At 70.4% G+C, this 26,989-nt stretch carries 21 protein-coding genes; 6 read left to right on the plus strand and 15 right to left on the minus strand.

Translation table 11 applies throughout. From position 1 onward, the window contains the following. Window positions 1-288: 288 nt before the first annotated feature. Entirely contained in the window at window positions 289-1,074 is a 786-nt protein-coding gene (locus ACFVU2_RS00400; RefSeq protein ID WP_387872369.1) for a DeoR/GlpR family DNA-binding transcription regulator, read from the plus strand. Window positions 1,075-1,098: 24 nt separating this feature from the next. Here the strand turns inward: ACFVU2_RS00400 and ACFVU2_RS00405 are convergent, their stop codons facing one another. From ACFVU2_RS00405 to ACFVU2_RS00470, 14 genes are all read right to left on the minus strand, one after another. Then, window positions 1,099-2,937 (minus strand): helicase HerA-like domain-containing protein, encoded by a 1,839-nt coding sequence (locus ACFVU2_RS00405; protein WP_387869758.1) that lies wholly within the window; start codon window positions 2,935-2,937, stop codon window positions 1,099-1,101. Between the two features lie 33 nt (window positions 2,938-2,970). Next, on the minus strand, window positions 2,971-4,242 hold the full coding sequence (locus tag ACFVU2_RS00410; protein WP_387869760.1) for a saccharopine dehydrogenase family protein: 1,272 nt from the start codon (window positions 4,240-4,242) through the stop codon (window positions 2,971-2,973). Window positions 4,243-4,286: 44 nt separating this feature from the next. Beyond that, window positions 4,287-4,997 (minus strand): phosphatase PAP2 family protein, encoded by a 711-nt coding sequence (locus ACFVU2_RS00415; RefSeq protein WP_387869762.1) that lies wholly within the window; start codon window positions 4,995-4,997, stop codon window positions 4,287-4,289. A gap of 42 nt (window positions 4,998-5,039) precedes the next feature. Beyond that, window positions 5,040-6,269 (minus strand): multidrug effflux MFS transporter, encoded by a 1,230-nt coding sequence (locus ACFVU2_RS00420; protein ID WP_387869764.1) that lies wholly within the window; start codon window positions 6,267-6,269, stop codon window positions 5,040-5,042. Window positions 6,270-6,630: 361 nt separating this feature from the next. Beyond that, a complete protein-coding gene (locus tag ACFVU2_RS00425; RefSeq protein WP_387869766.1) occupies window positions 6,631-7,842 on the minus strand; it encodes an ROK family protein in 1,212 nt (403 codons plus the stop codon). Between the two features lie 16 nt (window positions 7,843-7,858). Next, window positions 7,859-10,102 (minus strand): alpha-xylosidase, encoded by a 2,244-nt coding sequence (gene yicI / locus ACFVU2_RS00430; protein ID WP_387869768.1) that lies wholly within the window; start codon window positions 10,100-10,102, stop codon window positions 7,859-7,861. 2 nt (window positions 10,103-10,104) lie between these two features. Further along, window positions 10,105-11,004 carry a carbohydrate ABC transporter permease gene (locus tag ACFVU2_RS00435; RefSeq protein WP_387869769.1) on the minus strand — a complete coding sequence of 300 codons (900 nt, stop codon included), beginning with the start codon at window positions 11,002-11,004 and terminating at the stop codon, window positions 10,105-10,107. Continuing rightward, window positions 11,004-11,960, minus strand: a complete 957-nt coding sequence (locus ACFVU2_RS00440) for a carbohydrate ABC transporter permease (protein ID WP_387869771.1) — start codon at window positions 11,958-11,960, stop codon at window positions 11,004-11,006. Before ACFVU2_RS00440 ends, ACFVU2_RS00435 begins: the two co-directional genes overlap by 1 nt. A gap of 67 nt (window positions 11,961-12,027) precedes the next feature. Continuing rightward, on the minus strand, window positions 12,028-13,338 hold the full coding sequence (locus ACFVU2_RS00445) for an ABC transporter substrate-binding protein (RefSeq protein WP_387869773.1): 1,311 nt from the start codon (window positions 13,336-13,338) through the stop codon (window positions 12,028-12,030). Window positions 13,339-13,550: 212 nt separating this feature from the next. Further along, on the minus strand, window positions 13,551-14,771 hold the full coding sequence (locus tag ACFVU2_RS00450; protein WP_387869775.1) for an ROK family protein: 1,221 nt from the start codon (window positions 14,769-14,771) through the stop codon (window positions 13,551-13,553). 19 nt (window positions 14,772-14,790) lie between these two features. Next, window positions 14,791-15,888: a Gfo/Idh/MocA family protein gene (locus ACFVU2_RS00455; protein WP_387869776.1), complete on the minus strand. Its 1,098-nt coding sequence runs from the start codon at window positions 15,886-15,888 to the stop codon at window positions 14,791-14,793. After that, window positions 15,873-16,565: a ThuA domain-containing protein gene (locus tag ACFVU2_RS00460; protein WP_387869778.1), complete on the minus strand. Its 693-nt coding sequence runs from the start codon at window positions 16,563-16,565 to the stop codon at window positions 15,873-15,875. The genes ACFVU2_RS00455 and ACFVU2_RS00460 overlap by 16 nt, the downstream gene beginning before the upstream one ends. Before the next feature lie 22 nt (window positions 16,566-16,587). Next, entirely contained in the window at window positions 16,588-17,775 is a 1,188-nt protein-coding gene (locus ACFVU2_RS00465; protein WP_387869780.1) for a Gfo/Idh/MocA family protein, read from the minus strand. A 95-nt stretch (window positions 17,776-17,870) separates the two neighbouring features. Further along, the gene (locus ACFVU2_RS00470; protein ID WP_387869782.1) at window positions 17,871-18,893 is read right to left on the minus strand and encodes a LacI family DNA-binding transcriptional regulator; all 1,023 of its coding nucleotides are present in this window, start codon (window positions 18,891-18,893) and stop codon (window positions 17,871-17,873) included. A 26-nt stretch (window positions 18,894-18,919) separates the two neighbouring features. Here ACFVU2_RS00470 and ACFVU2_RS00475 point away from each other — a divergent pair, with 26 nt between their 5' ends. Next, window positions 18,920-19,894: an acetylxylan esterase gene (locus ACFVU2_RS00475; protein WP_387869784.1), complete on the plus strand. Its 975-nt coding sequence runs from the start codon at window positions 18,920-18,922 to the stop codon at window positions 19,892-19,894. A 301-nt stretch (window positions 19,895-20,195) separates the two neighbouring features. Here the strand turns inward: ACFVU2_RS00475 and ACFVU2_RS00480 are convergent, their stop codons facing one another. After that, the gene (locus ACFVU2_RS00480) at window positions 20,196-21,191 is read right to left on the minus strand and encodes a LacI family DNA-binding transcriptional regulator (protein ID WP_387869786.1); all 996 of its coding nucleotides are present in this window, start codon (window positions 21,189-21,191) and stop codon (window positions 20,196-20,198) included. Window positions 21,192-21,363: 172 nt separating this feature from the next. Here ACFVU2_RS00480 and ACFVU2_RS00485 point away from each other — a divergent pair, with 172 nt between their 5' ends. The 4 genes from ACFVU2_RS00485 to ACFVU2_RS00500 all read left to right on the plus strand — a co-directional run bounded on the left by ACFVU2_RS00485 (window position 21,364) and on the right by ACFVU2_RS00500 (window position 26,949). After that, window positions 21,364-22,650, plus strand: a complete 1,287-nt coding sequence (locus tag ACFVU2_RS00485) for an ABC transporter substrate-binding protein (RefSeq protein WP_387869788.1) — start codon at window positions 21,364-21,366, stop codon at window positions 22,648-22,650. A gap of 10 nt (window positions 22,651-22,660) precedes the next feature. Then, the gene (locus ACFVU2_RS00490; protein ID WP_387869790.1) at window positions 22,661-23,701 is read left to right on the plus strand and encodes a carbohydrate ABC transporter permease; all 1,041 of its coding nucleotides are present in this window, start codon (window positions 22,661-22,663) and stop codon (window positions 23,699-23,701) included. Beyond that, the gene (locus ACFVU2_RS00495) at window positions 23,698-24,564 is read left to right on the plus strand and encodes a carbohydrate ABC transporter permease (RefSeq protein WP_387869792.1); all 867 of its coding nucleotides are present in this window, start codon (window positions 23,698-23,700) and stop codon (window positions 24,562-24,564) included. The genes ACFVU2_RS00490 and ACFVU2_RS00495 overlap by 4 nt, the downstream gene beginning before the upstream one ends. Window positions 24,565-24,636: 72 nt before the next feature. Then, on the plus strand, window positions 24,637-26,949 hold the full coding sequence (locus ACFVU2_RS00500; protein WP_387869794.1) for a beta-glucosidase: 2,313 nt from the start codon (window positions 24,637-24,639) through the stop codon (window positions 26,947-26,949). The last annotated feature ends 40 nt before the right edge of the window (window positions 26,950-26,989 follow it).

Here is a 26,989-nt window from a genome sequence, read left to right on the forward strand (position 1 = left end):
CCGAACAAATTGCCGCCTCTCGCGGCGCCATCTGCGTGAAACTGATCTCTAGACGGCTTCTTCGATCATGAGCGATCATGGACGCACCCACTCGCGTACCCACGCGATGGCACAGGATAGGATCGCCCCGTGACGCGCTCATCCACCGCCGGAACGCACCAGGAGGACGACGCGCCCCTGGTCTCCGAGGAGACGGCGGACGACGCCCGCGCCGCCGCGGATGCGCCCGGAACGCTCGAGCTGTCCGGCCGCCCGCCGCGCGACGAACGGAGCCGGGAGCGGACGGCCATGAGCAGGCCTCAGCGGCTCGGCGCCGTCCTCGACCTCCTGGCGGAGACGGGCCAGGTCGAGGTGGAGGACATCGTCACCACGCTCAACGTCTCCGCGGCGACGGCCCGCCGGGACCTCGACGCGCTCGCCTCGCAGCAGATGCTCACCCGCACCCGGGGCGGCGCGATCGGCCAGTCCGTCGCCTACGACCTGCCCCTCCGGTACAAGCACGAGCAGCACGGCCCCCAGAAGCAGCGCATCGCGCTGGCGGCGAGCTCGCTCGTCCCCCGTGGCGCCGTGGTCGGACTCTCCGGCGGCACCACGAGCACGGCGATCGCGACCGCGCTGGCCTCGCGGGCCGACCTGCTGGAGCCATCGCAATACCCGAACCTCACCGTGGTCACCAACGCGATCAACATCGCTGCGCAGCTCGTCATCCGTCCGCAGATCAAGGTCGTCGTCACCGGAGGAGTCGTCCACGCGCGCTCCTACGAACTGGTCGGCCCCTACACCGATCTGGTGCTGGAGAAGATCACCATGGACGTCGCCTTCATCGCCGTGAACGGCATCGACGCCGTCGTCGGGGCGACGGTGCACGACGAGGGCGAGGCGAGTGTCAACTCCCTCATGGCGCGACGCGCGACGCGCGCCGTCTTCGTCGCGGACTCGTCGAAGATCGGCCAGAAGGCGTTCGCCACCGTCGGCGGGCCGACGGCCCTCACCACGCTCATCACCGACTCCGGCATCACGGACGAGCAGCGGGCGGCGTTCATCGAACGCGGCTACGAGATCATCGTCGTCTGAGACGACCCGTGCTCCGCGCGATTCCTAGCGGCGGCGGCGCGTCCCGAAGATGCCCTCCACCACCCCGGTCAGGATGTCGCGCGTGGCTTTCGATCCGAGCACCTGCTCCAGGACGTTCGGCGCGGGCTTGGTGCTGCGCCGGGTGGTCCGGGTCGGCGAGGTGCTCTTCAGGATCCGCTCGTACTCCTTCTGAGCGGCGGCCTGCGCCTTTGCGTCCGCCTTGGCCTGTGCGGCTGCGGCCTTCTCGGCGGCTGCGGCCGCCTCGGCCTGCACCTTCGCCTGGTCGGCGGCGTCCGCCGCAGCGGCCGCGGCATCCAGCTTGCGGGCCAGCTGCTCCCGAGCCGAGTCGCGATCGATCGGGGTCCCGTACTTCGCCTGCAAGGGCGAGGCGGCGACCGTGGCCTCCACCAGCGTCTCCGGCGCCGGCGACATCGACCCCTGGGGTGCGCGCAGCCGGGTCCAGGCGACGGGGCTCGGCGCACCCTTCTCGTTCATGACGGTCACGATGGCCTCGCCGGTGCCGAGCGACTGCAGCACCGCGGCGAGGTCGTAGCCGGACTTCGGATAGGTCGACACCGTCGCCTTCAGGGCCTTCGCATCGTCGGGGGTGAAGGCGCGCAGCTGGTGCTGCACCCGCGAACCGAGCTGGGCGAGCACGTCTCCCGGCACGTCCTTCGGCGTCTGGGTGACGAAGAAGATGCCGACACCCTTCGAACGGATGAGCCGCACCGTCTGCGTGATCGACGCGAGGAAGTCCTTCGAGGCGTCCTTGAACAGCAGGTGCGCCTCGTCGAAGAAGAACACGAGCTTGGGCTTGTCGAGGTCGCCGACCTCGGGCAGGTCGTTGAACAGGTCGGCCAGGAGCCACATGAGGAAGGTCGAGAAGACGGCGGGCTTGTCCTGCACCCCCGGCACCTCCAGGAGGCTGACGACCCCGGTGCCGTCGGGCGCGACGCGGAGGAATTCGGCGGTGTCGATCTCCGGCTCGCCGAAGAACGCCTCGGCCCCCTGATCGGCGAACCCGATCAGCTCACGCAGGATGACACCGACCGTGGCACTCGACAGACCGCCCAGGCCCGCGAGCTCGGCCTTGCCGTCGTCGCTCGTCAGGTAGGTCAGCACGGCACGGAGGTCGGCGAGATCGAGGAGCGGGAGCCCCGCCTGATCCGCATAGTGGAAGACCAGACCGAGACTCGACTCCTGCGTGTCGTTCAGGCCCAGCACCTTCGACAGCAGCAGGGGACCGAAGCCGGCGACCGTCGCCCGGATCGGCACGCCTCTTCCCACCCCGCCGAGGGAGAAGAACTCGGTCGTCGCCGCACGCGGAGTCCAGTCCTGACCGATGCCGCGGGTGCGCTCGAGCAGCTTGTCGCTCGACTCGCCGGCGACCGCGATCCCGGAGAGGTCGCCCTTGATGTCCGCGGCGAAGACCGGCACACCGGCGGCGGCGAGCTGTTCGGCCAGCACCTGCAGGGTCTTGGTCTTGCCCGTCCCGGTCGCTCCGGCCACCAGTCCGTGGCGGTTCGTCATGGCGAGCGGGATGCGCACGGGCACATCGGCGACCGGGTCGCCGTTGACGAGCGCACCGAGCTCGAGAGCCGGGGCGTCGAACGCGTATCCCGCGCGGATGACGGCGACGGCCTCGTCGGAGAGGGGGCCGGTGCCGGCGGGGGCGGGTGGAGTCGTGGGGGCGGGCGGCGTGGCGGATACGGTGGCCGCAGCCTCCTGGGCCGCAGCCTCCTGAGCTGCAGCTTGCTGCGCTGCAGCCGCGGCTGCCGCCGCCTCCTGCGCCTTGCGCAGCGCCTCTTCCGCCTCGGCCTGCAGCTTCGCGGCGGTCTCCGCCAGCGCGTCAGCGTCGCTCATGCGGCTCAGCCTAGTGACGGGCCGCGCCGCCGCCTAGCGTGCTTCGCGCATCCCCCACTGCTGCCCGTAGCCGCCGTCGGCCTCCGCCCGCTCCATCAGCTCGAGGAACGGCCGGGCGGGGAACGCCTCGGGACCGAGCACGCCGGTCCCCCGCCAGGCGCCCTTCGCGAGCAGCTCGAGCGCGATGACCGGGTTGAGCGCGGTCTGCCAGACGACGCACTGCGCGTCGTACTCGCGCATCGTCCACTCGTTGTCGCTGACGTGGTACAGGTACACCTCGCGCGGCGCCCCGTCGACGCCGATACCGGTCACGTTCACGCCGGCGCAGGTCTTGCCCGTCATGAGCGGCCCGATCGTCGCCGGGTCGGGCAAAGCGGCGGCCACGACGTCGCGCGGTGCGACCTCCACCGGTCCGCCGGCGCTGCGCACGCGGACGGGCGTCGTGGAGTCGAGGCCGAGGAGGTGCAGGGTCTTCAGCACCCCGATGAACTCCTCGCCGAGCCCGTACTTGAACGTCACCCGCTTCGCGTCGAGCCAGCGCGGCATCAGCAGCACCTCCTCGTGCTCGACGTTCACGCACTCCACCGGGCCGATGCCCTCGGGGAAGTCGAACACCTCGGGCTCGCTGAACGGCGCGGTGGTGAACCATCCGGCGTCCTTCTCGAAGATCACCGGAGGGTTCAGGCACTCCTCGATCGTGGTCCAGATCGAGAACGAGGGAGCGAAGATCTCGTTGCCGGCCTCGTCGCGCACCACGAGGTTCGCGCCGTCGCGGGTGCCGAGCTCGTCGATGGACGAGAACAGCTCGTCCGCGGCATAGCGGGCGAAGACATCGGAGAGGCCGGGCTCGACGCCCATCCCGACGAGCGCCAGCCGGCCGGCGGCCTCCCAGTCGCCGCGGAGGGCGAACTGGTCGTCGCCGAGCTTCACGCCGGTCTTCTCGTATGGTTCGGTCGGGTGCGGTTCAGAGAGACTCATGGCCATGTCGAGGTAGTCGGCCCCTGCCGCGAACGCTCCCGCGAAGATGGTCGGCACGAACTTGGGCTCGACGGCGTTCATCACATGGGTCGCGCGATGCTCGCGCGCCACCGCCTCCACCGAGTCGGGATCGGAGGCGTCGATCGCAGCCGTCCGGAACCGTGAGGCGACGTCGTCACCGTGACGGGCGCGGATCCACCCCACTGTGCGTTCCGCCCGCGCGACGTCGTAGTCGCTGACGGTGATCGAGTCGAAGAACGTGCGACGTGCGGCGATCTTGGCGATGGCGTCGCCGACGCCACCGGCGCCGACCAGCAGAATCCTCATGCCCGCCACAGTAGCCGCCCGGCCGGGGTCGCGGTCTGCGAAATTCACGAACTGGCGGGGGCGGACCTCGCGCGGAGGAACGGGTGCGGCAGGGTGCGCTCACGGGCGAGGCGGTACGCCAGCGGCGCCCAGACGATCACGGCGACCGCGGCGCCGAGCAGCAGCCCCCCGACGGTGTCGCTCATCCAGTGCGCACCGAGATACGTCCGGCTGACCGCCATCAGCAGCGCCCACGCGACACCGAGGCACCACACCCAGACACGCGGGAAGAGGATGGCGAGCACGACCACCATCGTCGCCGCATTGGCCGTATGCCCCGACGGGAATGAACCGGGATCGGCGTTGACCAGGATCTCGGACGGCCGCGCCCGGCCGACGGTGTGCTTGAGCACCTGCACGAGCACCACCGACAGGATGCTCGCCGCAGCGAAGAACAGCGCACCCCAGGGCCTTCGGAAGGCGAGGAGCAGCAAGACGATCACGACCGGGATGACGACCGAGCCGACGATGCCCCCGCCCGCGTAGTTGAAGAAGAGGGCCGGGCCCAGCCAGAACGGCGAGCGGTGCTCGACGATCTCCTGCATCCACTCCAGGTCGAGCGCGAACGGCTCCGTCGGACGGAAGGCGATGATCGCGCCCAGCCCGAGCACGAGCAGCACCGCGACCGACGCCGAGATCAGGGGCCAGCGCCGGCTGACCCGGGCGGCCTGCCGCAGCTGCGCGTGCGGCGCGCCCGCTTGCTCATCCTCATCCACCACCCCACCGTACCCGGCCGTCCCTCCGCGGGACGTGAGTGTTCAGTGCGCCAGGGCGGGCACGGTCCGTGGGCGGACGATCAACCAGAGCGCGGCGATCGAGACCAGCGCGCACACCGCCATCACGTACCCCATCGGCGCGGCGCTGCCCACTCCCAGGATGCCCACGATCGGCGACACGATCCCCGCGATGCCGAAGTTGAGCGCACCCAGGAGGCTCGCGGCGGTGCCCGCCTCGTGGCCGTGGTTGGCGAGCGCCAGAACCTGCACGCAGGGGAAGCCGAACCCGCAGGCCGCGATGAAGAACCAGAGCGGCACGGCCGTGCCCCAGAGCCCGACGTGCGCCTGGTCGAGCACGACGATCACGACGGAGGCGACGAACATGACGACCGTCGAGATGGCGAGGATCCACTGCGGTCCGAAGTACTTGGTGAGGCGGGAGGCGGACTGCACGCCGATGATGATTCCGATGGAGTTCACCGCGAACAGCAGACCGTACTCCTGCGCGTTGAACTTGTAGATCTCCTGGAAGATGAACGAGCTCGACGACAGATATGCGAAGAGCCCGGTGAAGTTCGCCGCGCCGACGATCGCGATGCCGACGAAGACGCGGTCCGAGAGGACGGCCTTGTAGCGCTGGCCGACGGTCGAATGGCCGGCGTCGTGGCGGCGCGCCTTCGGGAGGGTCTCGACGATCCACAGGGAGACGCAGACGATGACGAAGGCGCCGTAGACGGCGAGCACCACGAAGATGCCGCGCCACGGCATCACGAGCAGCAGCCACGACCCGATGACCGGGGCGAGGACGGGAGCCAGACCGTTGACGAGGGCGAGACGGCTCAGCATCCGAACGAGCGGGCGGCCTCCGAAGAGGTCGCGCACCATCGCCATCGCGACCACGCCGCCGGCTGCGGCTCCGATGCCCTGCAAGGCGCGAGCGACGCCGAGCAGCTCGACGTTCGGCGCGATGGCCGCGCCCAGGCAGGCCAGGATGTGGACGGCCGTCGACACGATGAGCGGTGTGCGGCGCCCGATCTTGTCGGACCACGGCCCCACCAGCAGCTGCCCGAGCCCGAAGCCGATCGTCGTCGCGGTCAGCGTCAGCTGGATCGCCGCGGTCGAGACGCCGAAATCGGACTGCAGGGTCGGCAGAGCCGGCAGATAGGTGTCGATCGTGAACGGCCCGAGCGCGGTGAGCGCGCCGAGGATCAGGATGTAGCTCAGGCGCTGGCGGCCGGAGAGGGAGTCGCCGGGATGCACGACGGTGGTCACGAAGAAGGTCCTTGCTGGGTCGAGGTGGTTACGAATGCGGCGTACGCGTGCGGTCTGCTGGGTGCTGGGTGCGTGTGCGTGTGCGGTGTGCTGCGTGCGGTGTGCGGTGTGCGGTGTGCTGCGTGCGGAGTTCTCCGCACGAAGAAGCACCGCGTCGAGTTCACGCGGTGCTGGATGCCCAATCGAAGCCGATAATCGAATCGATTCGACCCCGGGACACCATTCATCCTATCGCAGACAGCCTCCGAATGTTACCGTGCACATCCCCCGCGTTCCGGGGCCCGCTGGGGCCGAGGCGGCGAAAGGTCTGCCGTCTGGGTGCGAGACGGCGAACAGTTCGCCGTCTCGCGCACATGCGTCGTCAGACGGAGACGGGCGCGACGGCGGCGGGGGCGGCGAGGAGGGGGCCGAAGGCCAGCTCGGCCGCGCCGATCATCAGGATGTCGCCGCCGAGCTCGGCGCGCACGATGCGCAGCCGCTCGGCGGAGGCGCCGAGCGCCTGGGCCGTGACGAGCGCGGGGAGGCGCTCGGGCGCCAGCGCGTGCAGCGCACCGAGGAACCCGCCGAGCACGATGAGCTCGGGAGCGAACACGTTGGTCGCGTTGCGGAGGGCGGTGGCGAGGAAGCCGAGCTGGCGGTCGACCTCGGCGGTCACTGCGGCGGTCACTGCGGAGTCGCCCACAGTGACGGCGGCGGCGAGGGCACGGGAGAGCTCGTCGTTGTCGGCGGCCGGCATCCCGAGCACCGCGAGCAGCGCGCGCTGGCTGACCTCGGTCTCCAGGCAGCCGATCGCCCCGCAGTGGCAGCGCACGCCCGACGAGTTCACCAGCGTGTGGCCGAGCTCGCCCGCGTACCCGCTGATGCCGGTCAGAGGCTCGCCGCCGACGATCACGCCGGCGCCGATTCCGGAGGCGCCGCCGTTCAGGTAGACGAGGTCGCTCGCGCCGCGCCCCGCTCCGAAGAGGCGCTCGGCGTTGGCGCCCAGGCTGGCGTCGTTCGCCGCGAGCACCGGGTATCCGGTGGCGGCCGCGAGCTCGGCGGCGAAGGGCTCCTCCGCCCATTCGAGGTGCGGGGCGAGCCGCACGAGGCCGTCCTCCTCCCGGACGAGACCGGGGACGGCCACGCCGATGCCGACGACGCGGGAGGCCGCCGTCAGGTCCGGTCGCAGGCCGTCGATGACCGCGGCGGCGATGGCGGCGGCCTCCTGCGCGGTCGGCACGTGCCCGGTGGGGAACCGCACCCGGCGGTGCACGGTCGCGTCGAGCCCGACGACGCCCACGGTGACCGCATCGATCTCGGGGTTCACGGCGAGCGCGACCACCCGGCCGTCGGCCGCGACGACCGGCGACGGCCGCCCGACGCGGTTGCTCGTCTCGGGCTCGCGCTCCAGCACGAGCCCGAATTCCACCAGCTCGGCGACGAGGGCGCCGGTCGTCGAGCGGTTGAGGCCGGTCGCCTGGGTGAGCGCCGAGCGCGCGAGAGGGCCGCCGCGGTGCACCATCCCGAGCACCGTGGCGAGGTTGTGCCGTCGCACCGTGTCGAGGTTGGTCCCCGCTGTCGTCCTGCCGTTCATGGTCCCGAGTACTGTATTACAGCTCGGCGCGACCTCCGCTGGATGCGGCGGTGCGGCCGGTCGCGACATCCCGCAGGGTGAAGGCGTGATCGGCCGGACCGGAGGCGGTCAGCGCGTCGCCCGACCGGGTCACCGTGTACTCCGCGACGTCGCCCTCGGGGGTCGTCACCGTGACAGTGCGCGCGGCGTCCGGTCCCGGGTACGCCGCCAGGGTCAGGCCGTCGCGGTAGTCGTAGTCCGGCCGGTCGTCGCGTGCCCCGAGCGGCAGCACGGCGCCCTCGCGCACGTACAGCGGGAGGCTGTCGAAACCGTGCGTCTCGCGCCGCCAGGCCCCGCCCTGCACCTGCTCGCCCGTCAGGAGCGACGTCCACGTCCCGGCGGGCAGGTAGAACTCGACCTCGGCCGGGGAGAACACCGGGGCCACGAGGATGTCGCCGCCGAGCAGGTACTGCCGGTCCAGGTGGTCGACGGCGGGGTCTCCCGGGAACTCGAGCTGCAGCGGCCGCATGACGGGCGTGCCGCGCCGTGCGGCCTCCTGCCCCGCGGCGTAGAGGTACGGCATGAGGCGCAGCTTCAGCTTGGTGAACAGGCGGGTGACCTCCACCGCCTCCTCGTCGAACGCCCACGGCACCCGCACCGAGTCGCTGCCGTGCAGCCGGGAGTGGCTCGACAGCAGCCCGAACGCGGTCCAGCGCTTGAAGACGCCCGGGTCGGGCGTCCCCTCGAACCCGCCGATGTCGTGACTCCAGAAGCCGAACCCGCTGAAGGCAAGCGAGAGGCCGCCGCGGAGGGTCTCGGCCATCGACTCGTACGAGGAGGTGTTGTCGCCGCCCCAGTGCACCGGCATGCTCTGCCCGCCGGCGGTCGCCGACCGGGCGAACAGGACGGCGTCCCCCGCACCCCGCGCCTCCTGCAGCACCGCGAACACGGCCTCGTTGTAGAGCTGCGTGTAGTAGTTGTGCATCCGCTCGGGCGCGGAGCCGTCGAAGTACTCGACCTCCAGCGGGATGCGCTCCCCGAAGTCGGTCTTGAAGCAGTCGACGCCCTGCGCGACGAGCCGGCGCAGGTGGTCCTGGTACCAGCGGGTCGCGTCCGGGTTCGTGAAGTCGACCAGCCCCATCCCGGCCTGCCAGAGGTCCCACTGCCAGACCGAGCCGTCGGGCCGCTTCACCAGGTAGCCGGCGGCCGCGGCCTCCGCGAAGAGCGGTGAGCGCTGCCCGATGTACGGGTTGATCCACACGCACACCCGCAGATCCTTGCCGTGCAGCCGGGCCAGCATCCCCTCCGGGTCCGGGAAGGTGCGCGGGTCCCACTCGAAGTCGCACCAGTTGAACTCGCGCATCCAGAAGCAGTCGAAGTGGAACACCGAGAGGGGGAGGTCGCGCTCGGCCATGCCGTCGATGAAGGAGGTGACGGTCGCCTCGTCGTACGAGGTGGTGAAGCTCGTGGAGAGCCACAGGCCGTACGACCAGGCCGGGACGGAGGCCGGGCGGCCGGTGAGGGCCGTGTACCGCTCCAGGATGTCCTTCGGCGTCGCCCCGTGGATCACGTAGTACTGCAGGCTCTCACCCGGGACGGAGAACTGGACGCGCTCCACCGACTCCGAGCCGATCTCGTACGAGACATGCCCGGGATGGTCGACGAAGACGCCGTAGCCGCGGTTGGTCAGATAGAACGGGATGTTCTTGTACGCCTGCTCGCTGGAGGTGCCGCCGTCGGCGTTCCAGATGTCGACCGTCTGGCCGTTCTTCACCAGCGGTCCGAACCGCTCCCCCAGCCCGTAGACCAGCTCGCCGACCCCGAGCGCCAGCTGCTCGTGCACGTACGCGCTGTCTCCGGCGACGGTCATGTGCGCGAGCGACTTGTGCCCGCTCGAGGTGAGCACCCGGTCCCCGGCGGAGAACGTCAGCGACCACGGCGCTCCGCGGCGGACCGTCGCGACGAGGTCGCCGCTGCGCAGCGTCCCCGTCTCGTCGTCGACCACGACCTCCGCGTGGCCGGACTCCGCGGCGAGCGCGAACCCGGGCCGCGGCGCGGCTCCCTGCCAGTGCTCGACACGCACGCCGATGACATCCGCCAGGGGCGAGCTGAGGGTGACCGTCAGGGTGGAGCGGTTGAGGGTGTCGCCGCGGCGCTCGATGACCTTGCCCGGCGCGGTGATCGTGACCGTTCCATCGCCCGCCGTCACGTCGTACGCCTCCTGGGCGTAGACGGGCGTGACGCCGTCGCGGAGCTGCCAGAAACCATCGGTGAACTTCATTGCTACTTGACCGCTCCTGCTGTGATGCCCCGGGTGAGGGTGCGCTGGAAGATGAGGAAGAAGACGAGGGTGGGGATGAGGCCGAGGAGCGCCGACGCGGACGTGGTGGTCACATCCATCAGCCGGTCGCCTTGCAGCGCGCTGATCGCGACCGGGACCGTCTGGTTGTCGTTGGAGACCAGGAACGTCAGCGGGATGAGGAACTCGTTCCACGTCCAGATGAAGAAGAAGATCAGCAGCACGCTCAGCGTCGGACGCGAGATGGGCACGACGACGCGCCACAGGATGCGCCAGCGGCCGGCGCCGTCGAGCGAGGCCGCCTCCAGCACTTCCTTCGGGAAGGTGCCGTAGACGCTCGAGAGCAGGTAGGTGCCGAACGCGCTCTGGATGACGGTGAAGATGATGATGACGCTCCACACGTTGTCGTAGAGACCCACCTGCTTGAACATGAAGTACAGCGGATACAGGAGGGACTCCTGGGGAAGCATGTTCGCCAGCAGGAAGAGCACGATGATCCAGGTGCGCGCCTTCACCCGGCCGATGCCGAGGGCGTACGCGTTGAGCACCGAGATGATCACCGCGAGGATCGAGACGACGCCGGAGATGAAGATCGAGTTCCACAGCTTCTCGGGGAAGTTCACCCGGTTCCAGAAGTTCACTATTCCGTCGGTGTAGAACGATGTCGGGAGTTGCAGCGGTCCACCGGAGTTGTAGTCCGCCGGGCTCTTGAACGAGTTGAGCAGGATCAGCAGGAACGGGAAGGCGATCCCGACGCCGATCAGGACGGCGACGACGAGGATGACCCAGTCGGTCACGGTCTTCTTCGGCTTCTGCAGCTTGAGCTTGCGCGGTGCGGCGGGGGCGGGCGCGTCCGTGCGGGGACGGTCGATGGTGGTGGACATCAGCTCTCGTTCTCCCGGCGCTCGGCACGGTTCTGGGCGACGATGAAGAGGATCGAGACGGCGACGATGACCACGGTCAGCGCGGTCGCGATCGTGGCGCCGTATCCCACCTGCTGGCTCTGGAAGAACTCGCTGTAGGAGTAGTAGCTCGGCACCATCGTCGCGGTGCCCGGACCTCCGCGGGTGAGGGTGTAGACCGGGCCGAACACCTTCAGGGCGGCGATGGTGCAGGTGAGGGTGACGACGAAGATCTCGGGGCGGATGATCGAGACGGTGATGGCGCGGAACCGCTGGAACCAGTTGGCGCCGTCGAGCTCCGCCGCCTCGTAGAGCTCCGGGTCGACCCGCTGCAGCGCTGCCATGAAGATCACGACGGGGTAGCCGAGCTGCACCCAGACCATCACCGCCATGATCGACGCCAGCGCCGTGTCGGGGCTGCCCAGCCAGTTGTGCTGGAGGTCGCCGAGTCCGATCGCGGCGAGGATGGTGTTGAGCGCGCCGTTGTCGGGCCGCAGGATCCAGCCGATCACGATGGCCGCGATGACCACGGGGAGGATCTGCGGGAGGTAGTAGGTGGCCCGCAGGAAGCTCGCGACCTTGCCGCCGAACTTCTTGCCGACCAGGTCGAACAGCATGGCGGCCAGGATGAGGCCGACGAGGGTGGGGATGACCACCATGGCGACGATCATCGCGATCGAGTTGCCGAACGAGGTCCAGAACTTGTCGTCGCCGAAGAGGCGCACCCAGTTGTTCAGGCCGATGAATTTGGGCGGGCGGATGCCGCGGTAGCTCGTGAAGCTGAGGTAGATGTTCCAGACCAGCGGGATCAGGACGATCACCGCCAGCAGGACGAACCCCGGCAGCAGGTACCACCAGAACGATCCGCGACCGCTGCTGGGCAGCAGCGAGTTCCCGCCGCGTTTCCGCGATGCTGCGCGCACGTCGACTGCGACCATGCGTTGCTCCTTGCTGTGGGCCGTCCGTGCCGGCCGCCGTCCCACGACGGCCGGCACGGACGGAGGGTTACTGGTTGACGATCTGGTCGACGCCGTCCTGGTACTCGCTGCCGAGCTCCTTGTTGACGGCGGCCGGGTCCTTCGTCCCGTTGATGAGCTCCTGCAGGCCGGCGTTCAGCTGGTCGTAGAAGGTCGGGGTGGGCCAGTCGGGGTAGTAGGCGATGCCGTCCTCACCGGTCAGGGTGTTGAAGTTGGCGATCAGCTCCTTCGACTTCTCGTCGGTGATGTCGCTCGTCTTCGCCGCGACGGGGACGCCGCCGTTGTTGCCGATGAGGGCCTGGATCTTGTCGCTCATCGTGATGTCGATGAACTTCTCGGCGAGTCCCTTGTTCTTGGCGTTCTCGGGGATGACCCACATGTTGCCGGCCGAGCCGGGCGACATCTTCGCACCGGGGTAGAGGAACGTGCCCCAGTCGTAGTTCGTGATCTCGGTCTGGAACCGGCCGTACCACCAGCTGCCCGAGAAGAAGATCGGGTACTTGCCCGCGATGAAGGCGGTGCCGGCGTCCTCGGCCTTCAGACCGGAGGCGTCCTTGGAGATGTAGCCCTTCTGGGTCCAGTCGTCGACGGTCTTCGTCGCGTACGAGAGCTCGCTGCCCTGCCAGTCGACCTTGCCCTTGTAGAGCTGGTAGTCGTCGACGAAGGAGCGGTCGGCCTTGGTCAGCGCGAGCTGGTACCAGAGCTGGCCGAGCGGGTACTCGGCCGCCGACTCCGCGAGCGGGGTGATGCCGTTGTCCTTGAACTTCTGGAGTGCGGCGACGAACTCGTCCTGCGTCTTCGGCACCTCGATGCCGTACTTCGCGAACATGTCCTTGTTGTAGTAGACCTCGACGTACTCGCCGTAGTTCGGGATGCCGTACCAGGAGCCGGAGCCCATGATGCCCTTGTCGTCGTACTTGGCGGTGGTCTGCAGGCTCGACGCGAGCTTCTTGTCCCAGCCGTACTTCTTCACGGCGTCGTCGAGGTTGGTGAGCAGGCCCTGGCTGGCGAGCAGGCCGGCCGTCGCGTTGCCCTTGTTGTACTCCAGGATGTCCGGGGCCTCGTTCGAGTTGAGGACCTGGGACGCGGTGGAGCGGATCTGCTCGAAGGCCTTCGCCTCGAACTTCACCTTCGCGCCCGTCTCCTTCTCGAAGTCGGCGATGGCCTGGGTCCAGGCCTTGCCCATGGCGGAGTCCTCGCCCTCGTAGTGCCAGAGGGTGAGGGTCTTGCCGGTTCCGTCGGTGCTGTCCGAGCCCGCGTCGGACGTGCCGGAGCAGCCCGCCAGCAGCAGTGCACCGGCGGCGAGAGCGGCGCCCAGTGCGAGGTGCCTCTTGCGCATCGTTTACCTCCTTGTAGTGGAGTGGACGCGCGTCTGCAGGTCTCGCAGCCACTCCGATGCATTTTGTTGACGAACACAACATAAGCGACCACGCGAGAGATTGCAAGCAGAATTCATCCCCGGAAACCAAGTTCCGCATGGGATCACGATTAGTTTTCGAGCACAACAATGGCGGCCCAGCGGGCTCCGGAAGTGCCGGCTCGCGCGCGCAGTCAGGCGGCGAGCGCGCGGGCCGGGTCCGCGATCAGCTCGGCGAACACCAGCTCGGCTGCCCCGATGAGCATCTGGTCGGTGCCGAGCAACGCCTCGCTGACGACGACGCCGTCGCGCGACGAGTGGATCACCTCGCCCAGGAGATCGGGCGCGCCGTGCGCCTGCGCTCCCCGGTACAGCGCGGCCAGGAAGCCGCCGAGCACGACCACCGACGGGTTGAAGACGTTGACGGCGCTGCGGGTCGCGACGCGCAGTGCCTCGTACTGCCGGGCGACCACACTGCGCGCGGCCGGATCGTCCGTCGCGGCCAGGCGGTCGCCCAGCTCGGCGGCGCGCGCCGAGTCGAGGTCGACCGCCGCCAGCAGCTCGGCCTGGGTCACCTCAGCCTCGAGGCAGCCGCGCGCCCCGCACGAGCAGGCGCGCCCGTCGGAACGGACGAACGTGTGCCCGAACTCGCCGGCGTAGCCCGACGCCCCCGTGAGCAGACGGCCGCCGCTGATCCCGCCGCCGCCGATGCCCGAGGCGCCGCCGATCATGTAGACGAGGTCGTCGATCCCGCGGCCGGCGCCGAACGCGCTCTCCGCGCGCAGGCCGAGGACGGCGGCGTTGGCGGCCCAGACCCGCAGGCCGGTCGCGTCGCCCAGCATGCGCGCGAGCGGTTCGTCGACCCAGCCGAAGTGGGTCGCCTCGCGCACCATGCCGTCCGACAGGCGCACCTGCCCCGGGACGGCGACGCCGATCCCGGCGACGCGGATTTCGGTCTCGCCGGCCAGCATCCCGGCGATCCCCGCCGAGGCGAGCGTCACCGTCTCGGCCACGCTGCGCGCCGAGGCGGTCTCGACCCGGATGCGCTTGAGCACGCGGCCGCCGAGCCCGACCAGACCGATGATGACCGCGTCCACCTCCGGGTTGACGGCGACCGCCGCCACCCGGTCCGACACCCGCACGAGCGGGCTCGGCCGGCCGCGGGGAGCACGGACACCCTCCACTCCGCCCGCCGGCGCCTCGTCGACCGCGACGAGCCCGTGCGCCGCCAGCTCACCGACCAGGTCGCCGACGGTCGAGCGGTTGAGCCCGGTCAGGCGGGTCAGGTCGCTGCGCGACAGCGCGCCCTCGCGGTGCACGAGCCCGAGCACCGTCGCAAGGTTGCTCCGGCGCAGCGCATCCGTCGCGCCGCCGCTGGCGTGGCGCACGGTGCTGAGCTCGGAGGCCGTCGACATGATCCGACAATAGCTCCGGTCACCAGCTTTCCGGGCGCACCCCCAGCGGCACCGCTTCCGGCCGCTCGACGGTCGAGGTCAGCTCCACGACCGCGTGGTCGCGGCCGGCGGAGACGATCGACTCCATGATCTCGAGCACATGGAAGGCGAGGTCGCCCGAGGCCCGGTGCGGGCGATCCGTCTCGATCGCACGGGCCAGGTCGGCCAGCCCGACCCCGCGACCGGCGTCGGCGTATCCGGCGGCGACCGGCACCTCCCGGAACTCGCGGTCGTCGGCAGTGGCGACGAGGACCGCGTCGGAGAACATGTTCGGGTCGGGCACGGCGATCGTGCCGGCGGTCCCCTGGACCTCGAACAGCGGGACCCGCGTCGCCCACACCTCGAACGACATCGTGACGGTCGAGACGACGCCCGAGGCGTGCTCCAGGATGGCCGTGACATGCGTGTCGACGGCCACGGGGACCGGGGTGCCGGCGAGCGCGCCGGTGGCGACGGTGCGTTCGCGTGCCGAGCGGCCGGTGACGCCGGAGACGCGCACCACGGGCCCGAAGAAGGTGACGAGGCTCGTGAGGTAGTACGGGCCCATGTCGAACAGGGGGCCGCCTCCCGGCTGGTAGTAGAAGGCGGGCGCGGGGTGCCACAGCTCGTGGCCGGGTGCGCTCCAGGAGACCGCCGCAGCGACCGGTGTCCCGATGCGTCCGGCGTCGATGAGGGCGCGCGCCGTCTGCACTCCCGTGCCGAGCACGGTGTCCGGCGCGCTGCCGACGCGCAGCCCGAGCTCGGCGGCGCGGGCCAGCACCGGGGCGGCCTCGGCCGTCGCGAGCGCGAGCGGCTTCTCGCCGTAGACGTGCTTGCCCGCCTCCAGCGCGCGCAGGGCGACCTCCGCATGCGCCTGCGGGATGGTGAGGTTCAGCACGGCGTCGATGGCCGGATCGGCGAGCAGCCCGTCCACGGTCAGCGCGCGAACGCCCTGCTCGTCGGCAACCGCAGCAGCACGCGCGAGGTCCAGGTCGGCGACCGCTTCCAGCTTCAGCCCGGGCAGCTTCGGGAACTCGGCGAAGTACTGTCGGCTGATGTTTCCGACGCCGATGACGCCGATGCTCAGCGGGCCGCCCACAGCAGTCCCCTCTCGATGATGGTGCGCACGGGCTCGCTCTCGACGATCTCGAGGCGATGGCCGGGCGCCGACACGAAGACGCGTCCACGGCCCCACTGGCGGGTCCAGATCGCGGGCGCGGTCACCGGGCGGTTCCACGCATCCCACGGCCGCGCCTCCTGCGTCGTGGTGGCGAGCACGTCGTTGTACTCGTCGGACAGCACCCAGTACTGCTCGGACACGAGGTCGAAGTCGTCGATGCCGGCCGTGATCGGGTGTGACGCGCCGAGCTCCGTGATGTGCACGGTGTACGGGATGTAGTTGTCGCTCTGCTCGCCGGTGCGCTCAGCCGGGTCCTTGCCTGCATGATGGGCGAACTGGCCGCCGATCATGTGCAGGTAGTCGGCGTCCGCCCGGTAGGCGTCGGCGATGCCGCCGTGCCAGCCGGCGAGCCCGGTGCCGTTCTGCACGGCGCGCTGCAGTCCGGCGGACTCGGCCGGCTCGATCGTGCTCATCGTGTTGATCTGGAGGATGAGGTCGACGGTGTCCATGAACGCCTCGTCGGTGTAGACGGCGGGCGAGCCCTCGACGCGCACGGTGAAGCCGTTCGCCTCGAGGAAGGGGATGAAGAGGTCCGTGGTCTCGACGGGCATGTGCCCGTCCCAGCCGCCGCGGACGACGAGTGCCTGTCTGGTCATGATTCCTTCCGTGCGCCGCGGGTCACGCGGTCGGGGTCCAGGTGCTGCCATCGGCGGCGCTGCGTTCGACGGCGTCCAGCACCCGCTGGATGTGCAGCCCGTCGGCGAACGACGGCTCCGGGTCGGTCCCGGTGGCGATGGCGGTGACGAAGTCGACGACCTCGTGACTGAAGGCGTGCTCGTAGCCGATCGCGTGCCCGGTCGGCCACCAGTTGGCCATGTACGGATGCTCGGGCTCGGTCACCAGGATGCGGGTGAAGCCCTGCTCGCCCGCCGGCGCGGTCGCGTCGTAGAACTGCAGCTCGTTCATCGCCTCGAGGTCGAAGGCGATCGCGCCGCGCGAGCCGGAGAGCTCGATGCGGAGGGCGTTCTTGCGGCCGGTGGCGTAGCGGGTGGCCTCGAAGGCCCCGATCGCGCCGTCGGCCGCTCCCCCGGTGAGGCGGCCGGTGAACCAGACCGCGTCATCCACCGTCACCCGGCCGCGCTCGGCGGAGGGGGTGCCCGAGAGGCCGACGGTCTCGCCCAGCAGCGGGCGCTCCTCGACGAACGTGGCGAGCGTGCCGGAGACGCGGGAGAGCCGCGACCCCGTCAGGTGCTCGACGAGGTCGACGGCGTGCGCACCGATGTCGCCGAGGGAGCCGGAGCCCGCCTGCTCCTTGTCCAGCCGCCAGGTCATCGGGCCCTCCTCGTCGGTGAGCCAGTCCTGCAGGTAGAGGGCGCGCAGCTGCCGGATCGTGCCGAGCCGGCCCTCCGCGATCAGCCGCCGCGCGAAACCGATCGCGGGCACGCGACGGTAGCTGAACCCCACCATCGAGCGGATGCCGCGCGCGGCCGCGCGCTCGGCGGCTGCGACCATGGCCTCGGCCTCCTCCACCGTGTTGGCGAGGGGCTTCTCGCACAGGACGTGCTTGCCCGCGTCGAGCGCCGCGATCGCGATCTGCGCGTGCGAGGCGCCGGGCGAGCAGATGTCGACGACATCGATCTCGGGGTCTTCGATCACGCGCCGCCAGTCGGTCTCCGCCTGCTCCCATCCGAACTTCACCCGCGCCGCCTCGACGCGCCCGGGATCGCGGCCGACGATCGTGCGCAGGACGGGCTGGGCCGGGAGGTCGAAGAACCGCGGGGCGACCCGCCACCCCTGCGAGTGGGCGGCGCCCATGAACCCGTAGCCGACCATCGCCACCCGCAGGCGGCCTGTCGCATCCGTCATCGTGTCCGCTCCCTCGCGCTCGGTTCGTGGCGACGCTAACGGCGCGTCGAAGCGACCCGCAAGTTTCCGCAGGTGGATTGGAAAACTTTCGTGGATCAGGCGGCGGGCGCGGCCGTCGAGCTGCGCACGACGAGAGAGGTCGCCAGCTCGATACGGGTGGCGTCGGTCTCGCCCGAGCGCATCCGGAGGGCCAGCCGGGTCGCCTCCTCCGCCATCTCCTGCAGGGGCTGGCGCACGGTGGTGAGGGGCGGTCGCGCCCAGAGCGCCGGCCGCACGTCGTCGAAGCCCACCACCGACACGTCCTCGGGCACACGGAGCCCGAGAGCGGCCGCCGCGTCGTAGACGCCGAGCGCCTGCGCGTCGTTCGCGGCGACGATCGCGGTCGGGCGCGCCGGCGAGCCGAGCAGTCGCCGCCCCTCCGCTTCGCCGGAGGCCTGGTCGAAGGCACCGACCGCTGCGAGCCCGGGATCGAACGCGATGCCCGCCGCGGCGAGCGCCGACTGGTACCCGGCGACCCGCGCGCGCGAGCACATCAGGTCCCGCGGACCCGAGATCACCCCGATGCGACTGTGGCCGAGGTCGATCAGGTGCCGGGTCGCCGCCACGCCGCCCGCCCAGTTGGTCGCCCCGACCGCCGGCATGTCCGGCGGCGGGTCGCCGGCGGGATCGACGACGACCACCGGGATGTTGCGGGTGCGCAGCTGCTTGCGGTGCGCTGCCGTCAGGTTCGAGAACTGCAGCACGACCGCGAGGGGTTTGCGCTGCAGCACGCCGGCGATCCACTCGTCGCCGAACCGGTGATGGTCGCCGAGCACGCTGAGCGTGAGCACCAGACCGTTCTCGCGGGTGATGCGCTCGACGCCGCGGAGGATCTCGATGGACCATTCGCTCTCGATGTTCTCGACCACGACCTCCACCGTGCCGCCGCGTTCCGGGTCGAGACCGCGCCGGGCGTACCCGGAGCGGTGCAGCAGGTCCTCGACGCGCTGACGCGTCGCAGCAGAGACGCCGGGTCGCCCGTTCAGCACCTTCGAGACGGTCGAGAGCGACACGGAGGCCTCGCCAGCGATCGCTTCCAGGGTGGGACGCGCGGAGGCGGAGGCCGTGCGATCGGGCATGCAGTCACTGTGCCACAATGTCGGCCATGCCTCTCTCCGACCTCACTCACGCCGAGCTGCTCGCCTACCGCCCGGAGGTCGACGAACCGGCCGACTTCGACGCGTTCTGGAGCGAGACGCTTGCCGGATCCCGGGCCGCCGGGGGCGCCGTCACCCTCGTCCCGGCGCAGACGCCGATCACGCAGCTGATCGTCGAAGACCTGACCTTCCCCGGCTTCGCGGGGGAACCGGTGAGCGCCTGGGTCACCCGCCCGAAGGACGCCGACGGGCCGCTGCCGACGGTCGTGCAGTACCAGGGCTACGGCGGCGGCCGCGGCCTGCCCGGCGACAACGCCCTGTGGGCGCTCGCGGGATACGTCCACGTGATGGTCGACACGCGCGGACAGGGCAGCCGCTGGGGTTCGGGAGGCGACACTCCCGACCCCCACGGCTCCGGCCCCTCGATCCCCGGATTCATGACGCGCGGCATCGAGGACCCGCGCGACTACTACTACCGCCGGGTGTTCACGGACGCGGTGCGTGCCGTCGACGCCGCACGCGAGCTGCCCTTCGTCGACCCGGAGCGCGTCGCCGTCACCGGCGGCAGCCAGGGCGGCGGCATCGCGATCGCGGCCGCCGCGCTGGCGGACGGCGTGAGCGCCGTGCTGCCCGATATCGCGTTCCTGTGCGCGTACCGCCGTGGTGCGGATGTGGCGGCCGACGGCCCGTTCATCGAGCTGGTCCAGTACCTGTCGGTGCACAGGGACCGGGTGGACCAGGTCTTCCGCACGCTCTCATACTTCGACGGCGTGAACTTCGCCCGCCGGATCCACGCGCCCGCGCTCTTCTCCATCGCCTTGATGGACACGATCGTCCCGCCGTCGACGACCTTCGCCGCCTACAACCACCTCGCGTCCACGGATCGCTCGGTCGAGGCCTACGCGTTCAACAACCACGAGGGCGGCGGCACCGTCCACTGGCAGAAGCAGGCCGTCTGGCTGGCGGAGCGCTTCGCCGCCTGAGCCGGTGGCCGCCGCGCGCGACGGCGGCGGCCGCTACTGCTGCGGTTCGGGACACCTGCGGACGGCACCGCTGCGGTTCGGGACGAATGCGGTCCGGCGCCGCACCGCAAACGTCCCGAGACACCGCAGTCGGCGGCACCCACGTACGGGGCCGCGCCGCGGCTGAGCGCCGTGCGCGACGGCGGCCGTTCGCGATCGGGACGTCCGCGGCCGTGACCGCTGCGGTTCGGGACGTTTGCCGCGCCGCGCCGCATCGCAAATGTCCCAAGGGACCGCAGTCGCAAGGTCGCGCGACAGGGGCTCAGCGCGGGGGCGCCGTCGTCCCGCGCTCGACGAGCCGGGTCGGGAGCACGAGATGCGTCTTCTCCAGCGGCTCGTCCGCCAGCAGGGTCGTCAGCAGCCCGACCGCGGCCGCGCCGAGCTGCTGGATGGGCTGGCGGACGGTCGTGAGGGGCGGAGTCGACTGCGCCGCCTCCGGCACGTCGTCGAAGCCGATCACCGAGAGGTCGCCCGGCACCGACAGCCCGAGCTCGCTCGCCACGTCGAGGACCGCGATCGCCGAGAGGTCGTTGGCCGCGAAGACCGCCGTCGGGCGGTCGGGACCGGCCAGCAGACGCTTCGCCGCGTCGCGGCCGGTGTCCTGCTCGTAGCGGCCCACGGCCACCAGTGCCGGGTCGAAGGCGATCCCGGCCTCCCCCAGCGCCCGGCGATAGCCCGCATCCCGCAGCCCCGACGAGCGCAGATCCGGGCGGCCGGCGACGAAGCCGATGCGCCGGTGCCCGAGTCCGACGAGGAACGCCGTGGCGTGGCGCGCGCCGCCGAAGCTGTCCGACTCCACGGTCGGCAGGTCGGCGCGGCCCGTGTGCGGGTCGATCGCCACGATCGGGACATCGGCCGACACGTTCACCACGGTCGGCGTCACCATGATCACCCCGTCGATCAGGGTCCCGCTCAGCCGGCTGAGCGAGCGACGCTCCCAGCCCTCCGGGGAGACCTGACGCGATCCGCTGTACGCCAGGAGGTCGTAGCGGGAGTCGTGCAGGGCCGCGCCGACCCCCTTCAGGATCTCGGCGCTGAACGGCTCGAAGTCGGCGACGAGGACGCCGATCACCCCGGTCTGCCGGGAGCGCATGCTGCTCGCGACCAGGCTGGACTCGTAGCCGAGCTCCTCGACGACCTGCAGAACGCGCTCGACGGTGGCGACGGCGACGCCGTAGCGGCCGTTCACCGCCTTGGACACGGTCGCCACCGACACCCCCGCCGCCGCGGCGACGTCGTTGATCGTGGGTCGGCTCATGGAGCGCGAGCCTAGCACCGGAAAACGGTATTGAAAACGATATTGAAAACGTTTGACACCCTCCGGGCCGATTGTCACACTGAGGACCGCCGGGATGCCCTCCCGGTCCCCTGACACCACCACGGCGCCCCCTCCACGGCGTCACTCAACGAAGAGAACGGGTTGGAATCACATGAAAGCCAAGAAACTCCTCATCGGGGCTTCTGTCGTCGCAGCCGGCGCGCTGGCGCTCAGCGGCTGCAGCGGCACCTCCGACAGCTCCGGTGACGGCAAGGTCGACATGACCCTCTGGCAGAACTCGACCACCGGTCCCGGCCAGGACTTCTGGAAGAACGCCGTGGCCGGGTTCGAGAAGGAGAACCCGAACGTCACGATCAAGATCCAGGCCATCCAGAACGAAGACCTCGACGGCAAGCTGCAGACGGCGCTGAACTCGGGCGACGCGCCGGACATCTTCCTGCAGCGCGGCGGCGGCAAGATGGCGGCGATGGTCCAGGCCGGTCAGCTCATGGACATCACCGACAAGGTGTCCGCCGACACGAAGAAGGTCATCTCCGACGGGTCGTTCAAGTCGGAGACCTACCAGGACAAGGTGTGGGCCATGCCCATCTCCGTGCTTCCCGGCGGGCTCTGGTACAGCAAGGACCTCTTCACCGCGGCCGGGATCACCGAGGCTCCCGCCACGATCGACGACCTCAACAGCGACGTCACGAAGCTGAAGGCCACGGGCGTCGCCCCGATCGCACTCGGCGCGAAGGACGCCTGGCCGGCCGCCCACTGGTTCTACTGGTTCGCGCTGCGCGAGTGCGCTCCGTCGACGATGGAGAAGACGGCCGACTCCAAGAGCTTCTCGGACCCGTGCTGGCTGAAGGCCGCCCAGGACCTGCAGGACTTCTCCGACACGAAGCCGTTCAACGACGGCTTCCTGACGACCTCCGCCCAGCAGGGTGCGTCGAGCTCGGCCGGGCTGCTCGCCAACCACAAGGCGGCGATGGAGCTGATGGGCGCCTGGGACCCGGGAGTGATCGCCTCCCTCACGCCCGACCAGAAGCCCCTCCCCGACCTCGGCTTCTACCCGTTCCCGGAGCTCTCCGGCGGCAAGGGCGAGCCCGGCTCGATCATGGGCGGCGTCGACGGTTACTCGTGCTCCGTGAAGGCGCCGAAGGAGTGCGCCGACTTCCTCAACTACCTCGCCACCACGCCGATCCAGACGGACTACTACAAGGCCTTCAACGCGCCGCCGGTCAACACCGACGCGCAGAAGGCGGTCACGGAGCCCTACCTCCAGGACGTCCTCGCGGCCTACAACAAGGCCCCGTACGTCTCGCAGTGGCTGGACACCGTGCTCGGCCAGAACATCGGCAACGCGCTCAACGTGGCGGTCGTCGACATGCTCGCGGGCAAGAGCGATGCCAAGGGTCTCGTCCAGGCCGCGAACGACGCCGCCAAGAAGGGCTGAGGACACGCCCGTGAGCAACACCCGCGAGAAGACCTCGGCCCCCGTGCCGCAGGCGGATCTCGCGCAGCACAGCGGGGGCGGCGCGGTCGCGGCGCCCCCGCTGTCGCCGCGCCGCCGCCGCGGCCTCGGCTGGGCCGGCCGCGCCGAGATCGCCCTGCTGGCCGGCCCGGCCGTCATCGTCTTCCTCGCCTTCGTGATCTTCCCGGTCGCGATGGCGGCGTACTACGGCTTCTTCCGCTGGGCGGGCTATGGGCCGCCCACCGACTTCGTCGGCCTGCAGAACTACATCGTCATCCTCACCGACCCCGCCTTCCTCGAGGCGCTCGGCCACAACGCGTTCATCGTCGTGATGTCGCTCGTGCTCCAGGGGCCGGTCGCGATCCTCCTGGCCCTGCTCCTCAACCGCCGGATGCGCGGGCAGTCGATCATCCGCATCCTGATCTTCGTCCCGTACGTGATCTCGGAGGTCGTGGTCGGCACCGGCTGGAGCCTCATGCTCCAGACGAACGGCGCGCTGAACGGCCTGCTGGACAACCTCGGTCTCGGCTGGGTGGCGCACGACTGGCTGTCCGACCCGGACATCGCGATCTGGACGCTGATGGGCATCCTGACGTGGAAGTACATCGGGTTCGCGGTGATCCTGTTCCTCGCCGGCCTGCAGGGCGTCCCGGAGGAGCTGTACGAGGCGGCCGCCCTGGACGGCGCGTCGTACTGGCAGATCCAGCGCCGGATCACCCTGCCGCTGCTGGCCCCGACGCTGCGCATCTGGGCGTTCCTCTCGGTCATCGGCGCGCTCCAGCTGTTCGACCTCGTCTACATCATCTGGGGCCAGTACGTGGCCTCGACGGCCGGCACCTCGACGATGGCGACGTACATGGTCGCCAACGGACGCAACGCCGGCAACTACGGCTACGGCAACGCGGTCGCCGTCGTCATCTTCCTCATCTCGCTCGTCGTCGCCCTCATCTACCAGCGCTTCGTCCTCCGTCGCGACACCGCCGGGGCGCTCACGGAGGCTCCGGCCCCCCGAACCGGAAGGAAGGTCCGATGACCGCCCTCACCGTCCCCCGCACCCGGCGTCGCGCCACACGCACCAGCCTGCCCTGGGGTTCCCCGACCGTGTACTTCGTCGCGTTGATCGTGATCGCCCTGATGCTGGCGCCGATCGCGTACATCGTCATCGGCGGCTTCCGCACCAACGCGCAGATCACCGTGGACCCCGCCGGTCTGCCGAACCCGTGGAACCCGGGGAACTACCTCAACGTGCTGACCGGCGGCGTCTTCTGGCGTCAGGTGCTGAACTCCACGATCGCCGCGCTCTCGACGACGATCGGCGCGGTGGGCCTCGGGCTGATGGCGAGCTACGTGCTCGCCCGCTACAGCTTCCGCGGCCGGGGCGTGCTCTACGCCCTGTTCGCGGCCGGGCTCATGTTCCCGATCACGGTCGCCATCACGCCGCTCTACATCGTGGTGCGCAACCTCGGGCTGATGAACTCGCTGGCGGGCGTCATCATCCCGCAGATCGCCTTCGCTCTGCCGACGACGATCATCATCCTGGTCCCGTTCCTCCGGGCGATCCCGGGCGAGATCCAGGAGGCCGCCTTCATCGACGGCTGCAGCAGGCTGGGCTTCTTCTTCCGCATGGTGCTCCGGCTCTCGCTGCCGGGCGTGATCACGACGGGCATCCTGGCCTTCATCGGCAGCTGGAACAGCTATCTGCTCCCGCTCTTCATCCTCAACAACGAGGCGACGTTCACCTTGCCGCTGGGAGTGCAGGCGTTCTCGTCGCAATACTCCGTCGACACCGCGAAGGTCCTCGCCTTCACCTCTCTCTCCATGATCCCGGCACTGATCTTCTTCAGCCTGTTCGAGCGTCGCATCGTCGGCGGCCTGACGGGTGCGGTCAAAGGCTGAACCTCCCCGCTGCCGGGCGCACCCGCTCTCGAGCGCGCCCGGTGCCACAGAAACAGAACTGCGAGTGATTCCATGACCGAACCCGCCCTCCCTCCCGTGTCGGAACGCGTCCGCGCGCTGCACGCGGAGATGACCCTCGACGAGAAGCTGGCGCAGCTGGTGGGGTACTGGGTCGACAAGGGCGACGAGCTCGTCGCCCCGATGTCCGGAGAGATGGGCAATCCGGGCCGCTACGAGGACGTCACCGCGCACGGCATCGGCCACCTCACCCGGGTCTATGGCACGCGGCCGGTGGAGCCGGTCGAGCGCGCGCGCTGGCTGTGGGCCGAGCAGCGCCGGCTGACGACGGAGACCCGGCTCGGCATCCCGGCCCTCGTGCACGAGGAGTGCCTGACGGGTCTCGCCGCGTGGAAGGCGGCCACCTTCCCGACACCGCTCGCCTGGGGCGCGTCGTTCGACCCCGAGCTGGTGGAGCGGATGGCGGCGACGATCGGCGGGTCGATGCGCGAGCTGGGCATCCACCAGGGTCTCGCACCGGTGCTCGACGTCGTGCGCGACCCGCGCTGGGGCCGGGTCGACGAGTGCATCGCGGAGGACCCGTACGTCGTGGGGACGATCGGCACCGCCTATGTGCAGGGTCTCCAGAGCGCCGGCGTGCACGCCACCCTGAAGCACTTCGTCGGCTACTCGGCCTCGCAGTCGGGTCGCAACCACGCCCCCGTGCACGCCGGGCCGCGGGAGGTCCGCGACACGTTGCTCCCTCCGTTCGAGATGGCGGTGCGCGACGGCGGTGTGCGGTCGGTGATGAACTCGTACGCCGAGATCGACGGGGTCCCGACGGCGGCCAATCCCGAGTACCTGACCGGAGTGCTCCGGGACGAGTGGGGCTTCGACGGCGTCGTCGTCGCGGACTACTTCTCCGTCGCGTTCCTCCACACGATGCACGGCGTCGCCTCCGACCTCGGCGAGGCGGCGGCCCTGGCGCTGAGCGCGGGGATCGACGTGGAGCTGCCGACGGGCGACGCCTTCCTCGCGCCCCTCGCCGCCGCCGTGCGCGCGGGATCGGTCGACATCGCCCTGGTCGACCGGGCGGTGCTCCGTGTGCTCGCGCAGAAGGAGGAGCTCGGGCTGCTCGACGCGTCGTTCGACGAGCCGCCCGCGGCCATCGACCTCGACACCCCCGCGCATCGTGAGATCGCACGGCGGATGGCGCAGGAGTCGGTGGTCCTGCTGACGAACGACGGCACGCTGCCGCTGGATCCTGCGACCTCCCGGATCGCCGTGGTCGGACCCAACGCCGACGCCGCCGAGGCCCTGATGGGCTGCTACTCCTTCGCGAACCATGTGCTGGCGCACCACCCCGAGGTGCCGCTCGGCTTCGAGATCCCCTCGGTGCTCGCGGGGCTGCGCGCCGAGTTGCCGGGCGCGCGCATCACCCATGAGCGCGGCTGCGACGTCGAAGGGGACGACCGCACGGGCATCCCGGCCGCCGTGGCCGCGGCTCAGGGCGCCGACGTGGCCATCGTGGTCGTCGGCGACCGGGCCGGGCTGTTCGGCCGGGGCACCGTCGGCGAGGGGAACGATGTGGAGAGCCTCGAGCTCCCCGGGGTGCAGCGCGAGCTGGTGGAGGCCGTCGTGCGCACGGGGACCCCGGTCGTCGTCGTCGTGCTCTCGGGACGCCCCTACGCGCTCGCGTGGGCGGTCGAGGGCACGAACGCCCCCGCCGCGGTCCTCCAGTCCTTCTTCCCCGGCGAGGAGGGGGCGGCCGCCATCGCCTCGATCCTGTCGGGGGCGGTGGCGCCCAGCGGACGGCTTCCCGTCTCGCTGCCGCGATCGGCGGGGGCGCAGCCGTACTCCTACCTCCATCCCGTGCTCGGCGGTCCGAACGAGATCACGAGCGCCGACAGCACCCCGGTGCTGCCGTTCGGGCACGGTCTCGGCTACACCGCCTTCGCCCACACCGGCCTGACGGTCGACGCCGAAGTGCGGGCCGGAGACGACTTCGCCGTGCGGGTGCGCGTGGCGAACACAGGCGACCGCGCCGGAACGGACGTCGTGCAGCTGTACGCGCGCGACGTGCAGGCGAGCGTGACCCGGCCGTTGGCGCAGCTGCTCGGCTACGCCCGTGTCGACCTGGCCGCAGGAGAGGAGGCCGAGGTGCGGTTCGACGTGCCGAGCGCGCGCCTCGCCTTCAGCGACCGCTCGCTGCGGCGGATCGTCGAGCCCGGCGCCGTCGAGCTGTGGGTGGGTCCGTCGTGCGCCGAGCGCGAGACCACGGCCGGATTCACCATCGCGGGCGATGTCCACTACGTCACGGCGGAGGATCGTCGTATCGTGACGACCGAGGTCGAGCACGCCGGGGTCGCGGTCGAGGCGAACTCCTGATATAAGTTTATCGAAACAACAAATCACCGACGACGTTGAA

Source organism: Leifsonia sp. NPDC058194, from assembly GCF_042883605.1.
Classification (GTDB): Bacteria; Actinomycetota; Actinomycetes; order Actinomycetales; family Microbacteriaceae; genus Leifsonia.

What these genes read in the sequence shown, in the direction of transcription:
- ACFVU2_RS00405 (WP_387869758.1), bottom strand. Translation starts at nt 2,937, where the DNA reads ATGAGCGACGCTGACGCGCTGGCGGAGACCGCCGCGAAGCTGCAGGCC.
- ACFVU2_RS00475 (WP_387869784.1), top strand. Translation starts at nt 18,920, where the DNA reads ATGCCTCTCTCCGACCTCACTCACGCCGAGCTGCTCGCCTACCGCCCG.
- ACFVU2_RS00450 (WP_387869775.1), bottom strand. Translation starts at nt 14,771, where the DNA reads ATGTCGACGGCCTCCGAGCTCAGCACCGTGCGCCACGCCAGCGGCGGC.
- ACFVU2_RS00445 (WP_387869773.1), bottom strand. Translation starts at nt 13,338, where the DNA reads ATGCGCAAGAGGCACCTCGCACTGGGCGCCGCTCTCGCCGCCGGTGCA.
- ACFVU2_RS00465 (WP_387869780.1), bottom strand. Translation starts at nt 17,775, where the DNA reads ATGACGGATGCGACAGGCCGCCTGCGGGTGGCGATGGTCGGCTACGGG.
- ACFVU2_RS00440 (WP_387869771.1), bottom strand. Translation starts at nt 11,960, where the DNA reads ATGGTCGCAGTCGACGTGCGCGCAGCATCGCGGAAACGCGGCGGGAAC.
- ACFVU2_RS00460 (WP_387869778.1), bottom strand. Translation starts at nt 16,565, where the DNA reads ATGACCAGACAGGCACTCGTCGTCCGCGGCGGCTGGGACGGGCACATG.
- ACFVU2_RS00485 (WP_387869788.1), top strand. Translation starts at nt 21,364, where the DNA reads ATGAAAGCCAAGAAACTCCTCATCGGGGCTTCTGTCGTCGCAGCCGGC.
- ACFVU2_RS00500 (WP_387869794.1), top strand. Translation starts at nt 24,637, where the DNA reads ATGACCGAACCCGCCCTCCCTCCCGTGTCGGAACGCGTCCGCGCGCTG.
- ACFVU2_RS00480 (WP_387869786.1), bottom strand. Translation starts at nt 21,191, where the DNA reads ATGAGCCGACCCACGATCAACGACGTCGCCGCGGCGGCGGGGGTGTCG.
- ACFVU2_RS00410 (WP_387869760.1), bottom strand. Translation starts at nt 4,242, where the DNA reads ATGAGGATTCTGCTGGTCGGCGCCGGTGGCGTCGGCGACGCCATCGCC.
- ACFVU2_RS00470 (WP_387869782.1), bottom strand. Translation starts at nt 18,893, where the DNA reads ATGCCCGATCGCACGGCCTCCGCCTCCGCGCGTCCCACCCTGGAAGCG.
- yicI (WP_387869768.1), bottom strand. Translation starts at nt 10,102, where the DNA reads ATGAAGTTCACCGATGGTTTCTGGCAGCTCCGCGACGGCGTCACGCCC.
- ACFVU2_RS00400 (WP_387872369.1), top strand. Translation starts at nt 289, where the DNA reads ATGAGCAGGCCTCAGCGGCTCGGCGCCGTCCTCGACCTCCTGGCGGAG.
- ACFVU2_RS00495 (WP_387869792.1), top strand. Translation starts at nt 23,698, where the DNA reads ATGACCGCCCTCACCGTCCCCCGCACCCGGCGTCGCGCCACACGCACC.
- ACFVU2_RS00425 (WP_387869766.1), bottom strand. Translation starts at nt 7,842, where the DNA reads ATGAACGGCAGGACGACAGCGGGGACCAACCTCGACACGGTGCGACGG.
- ACFVU2_RS00435 (WP_387869769.1), bottom strand. Translation starts at nt 11,004, where the DNA reads ATGTCCACCACCATCGACCGTCCCCGCACGGACGCGCCCGCCCCCGCC.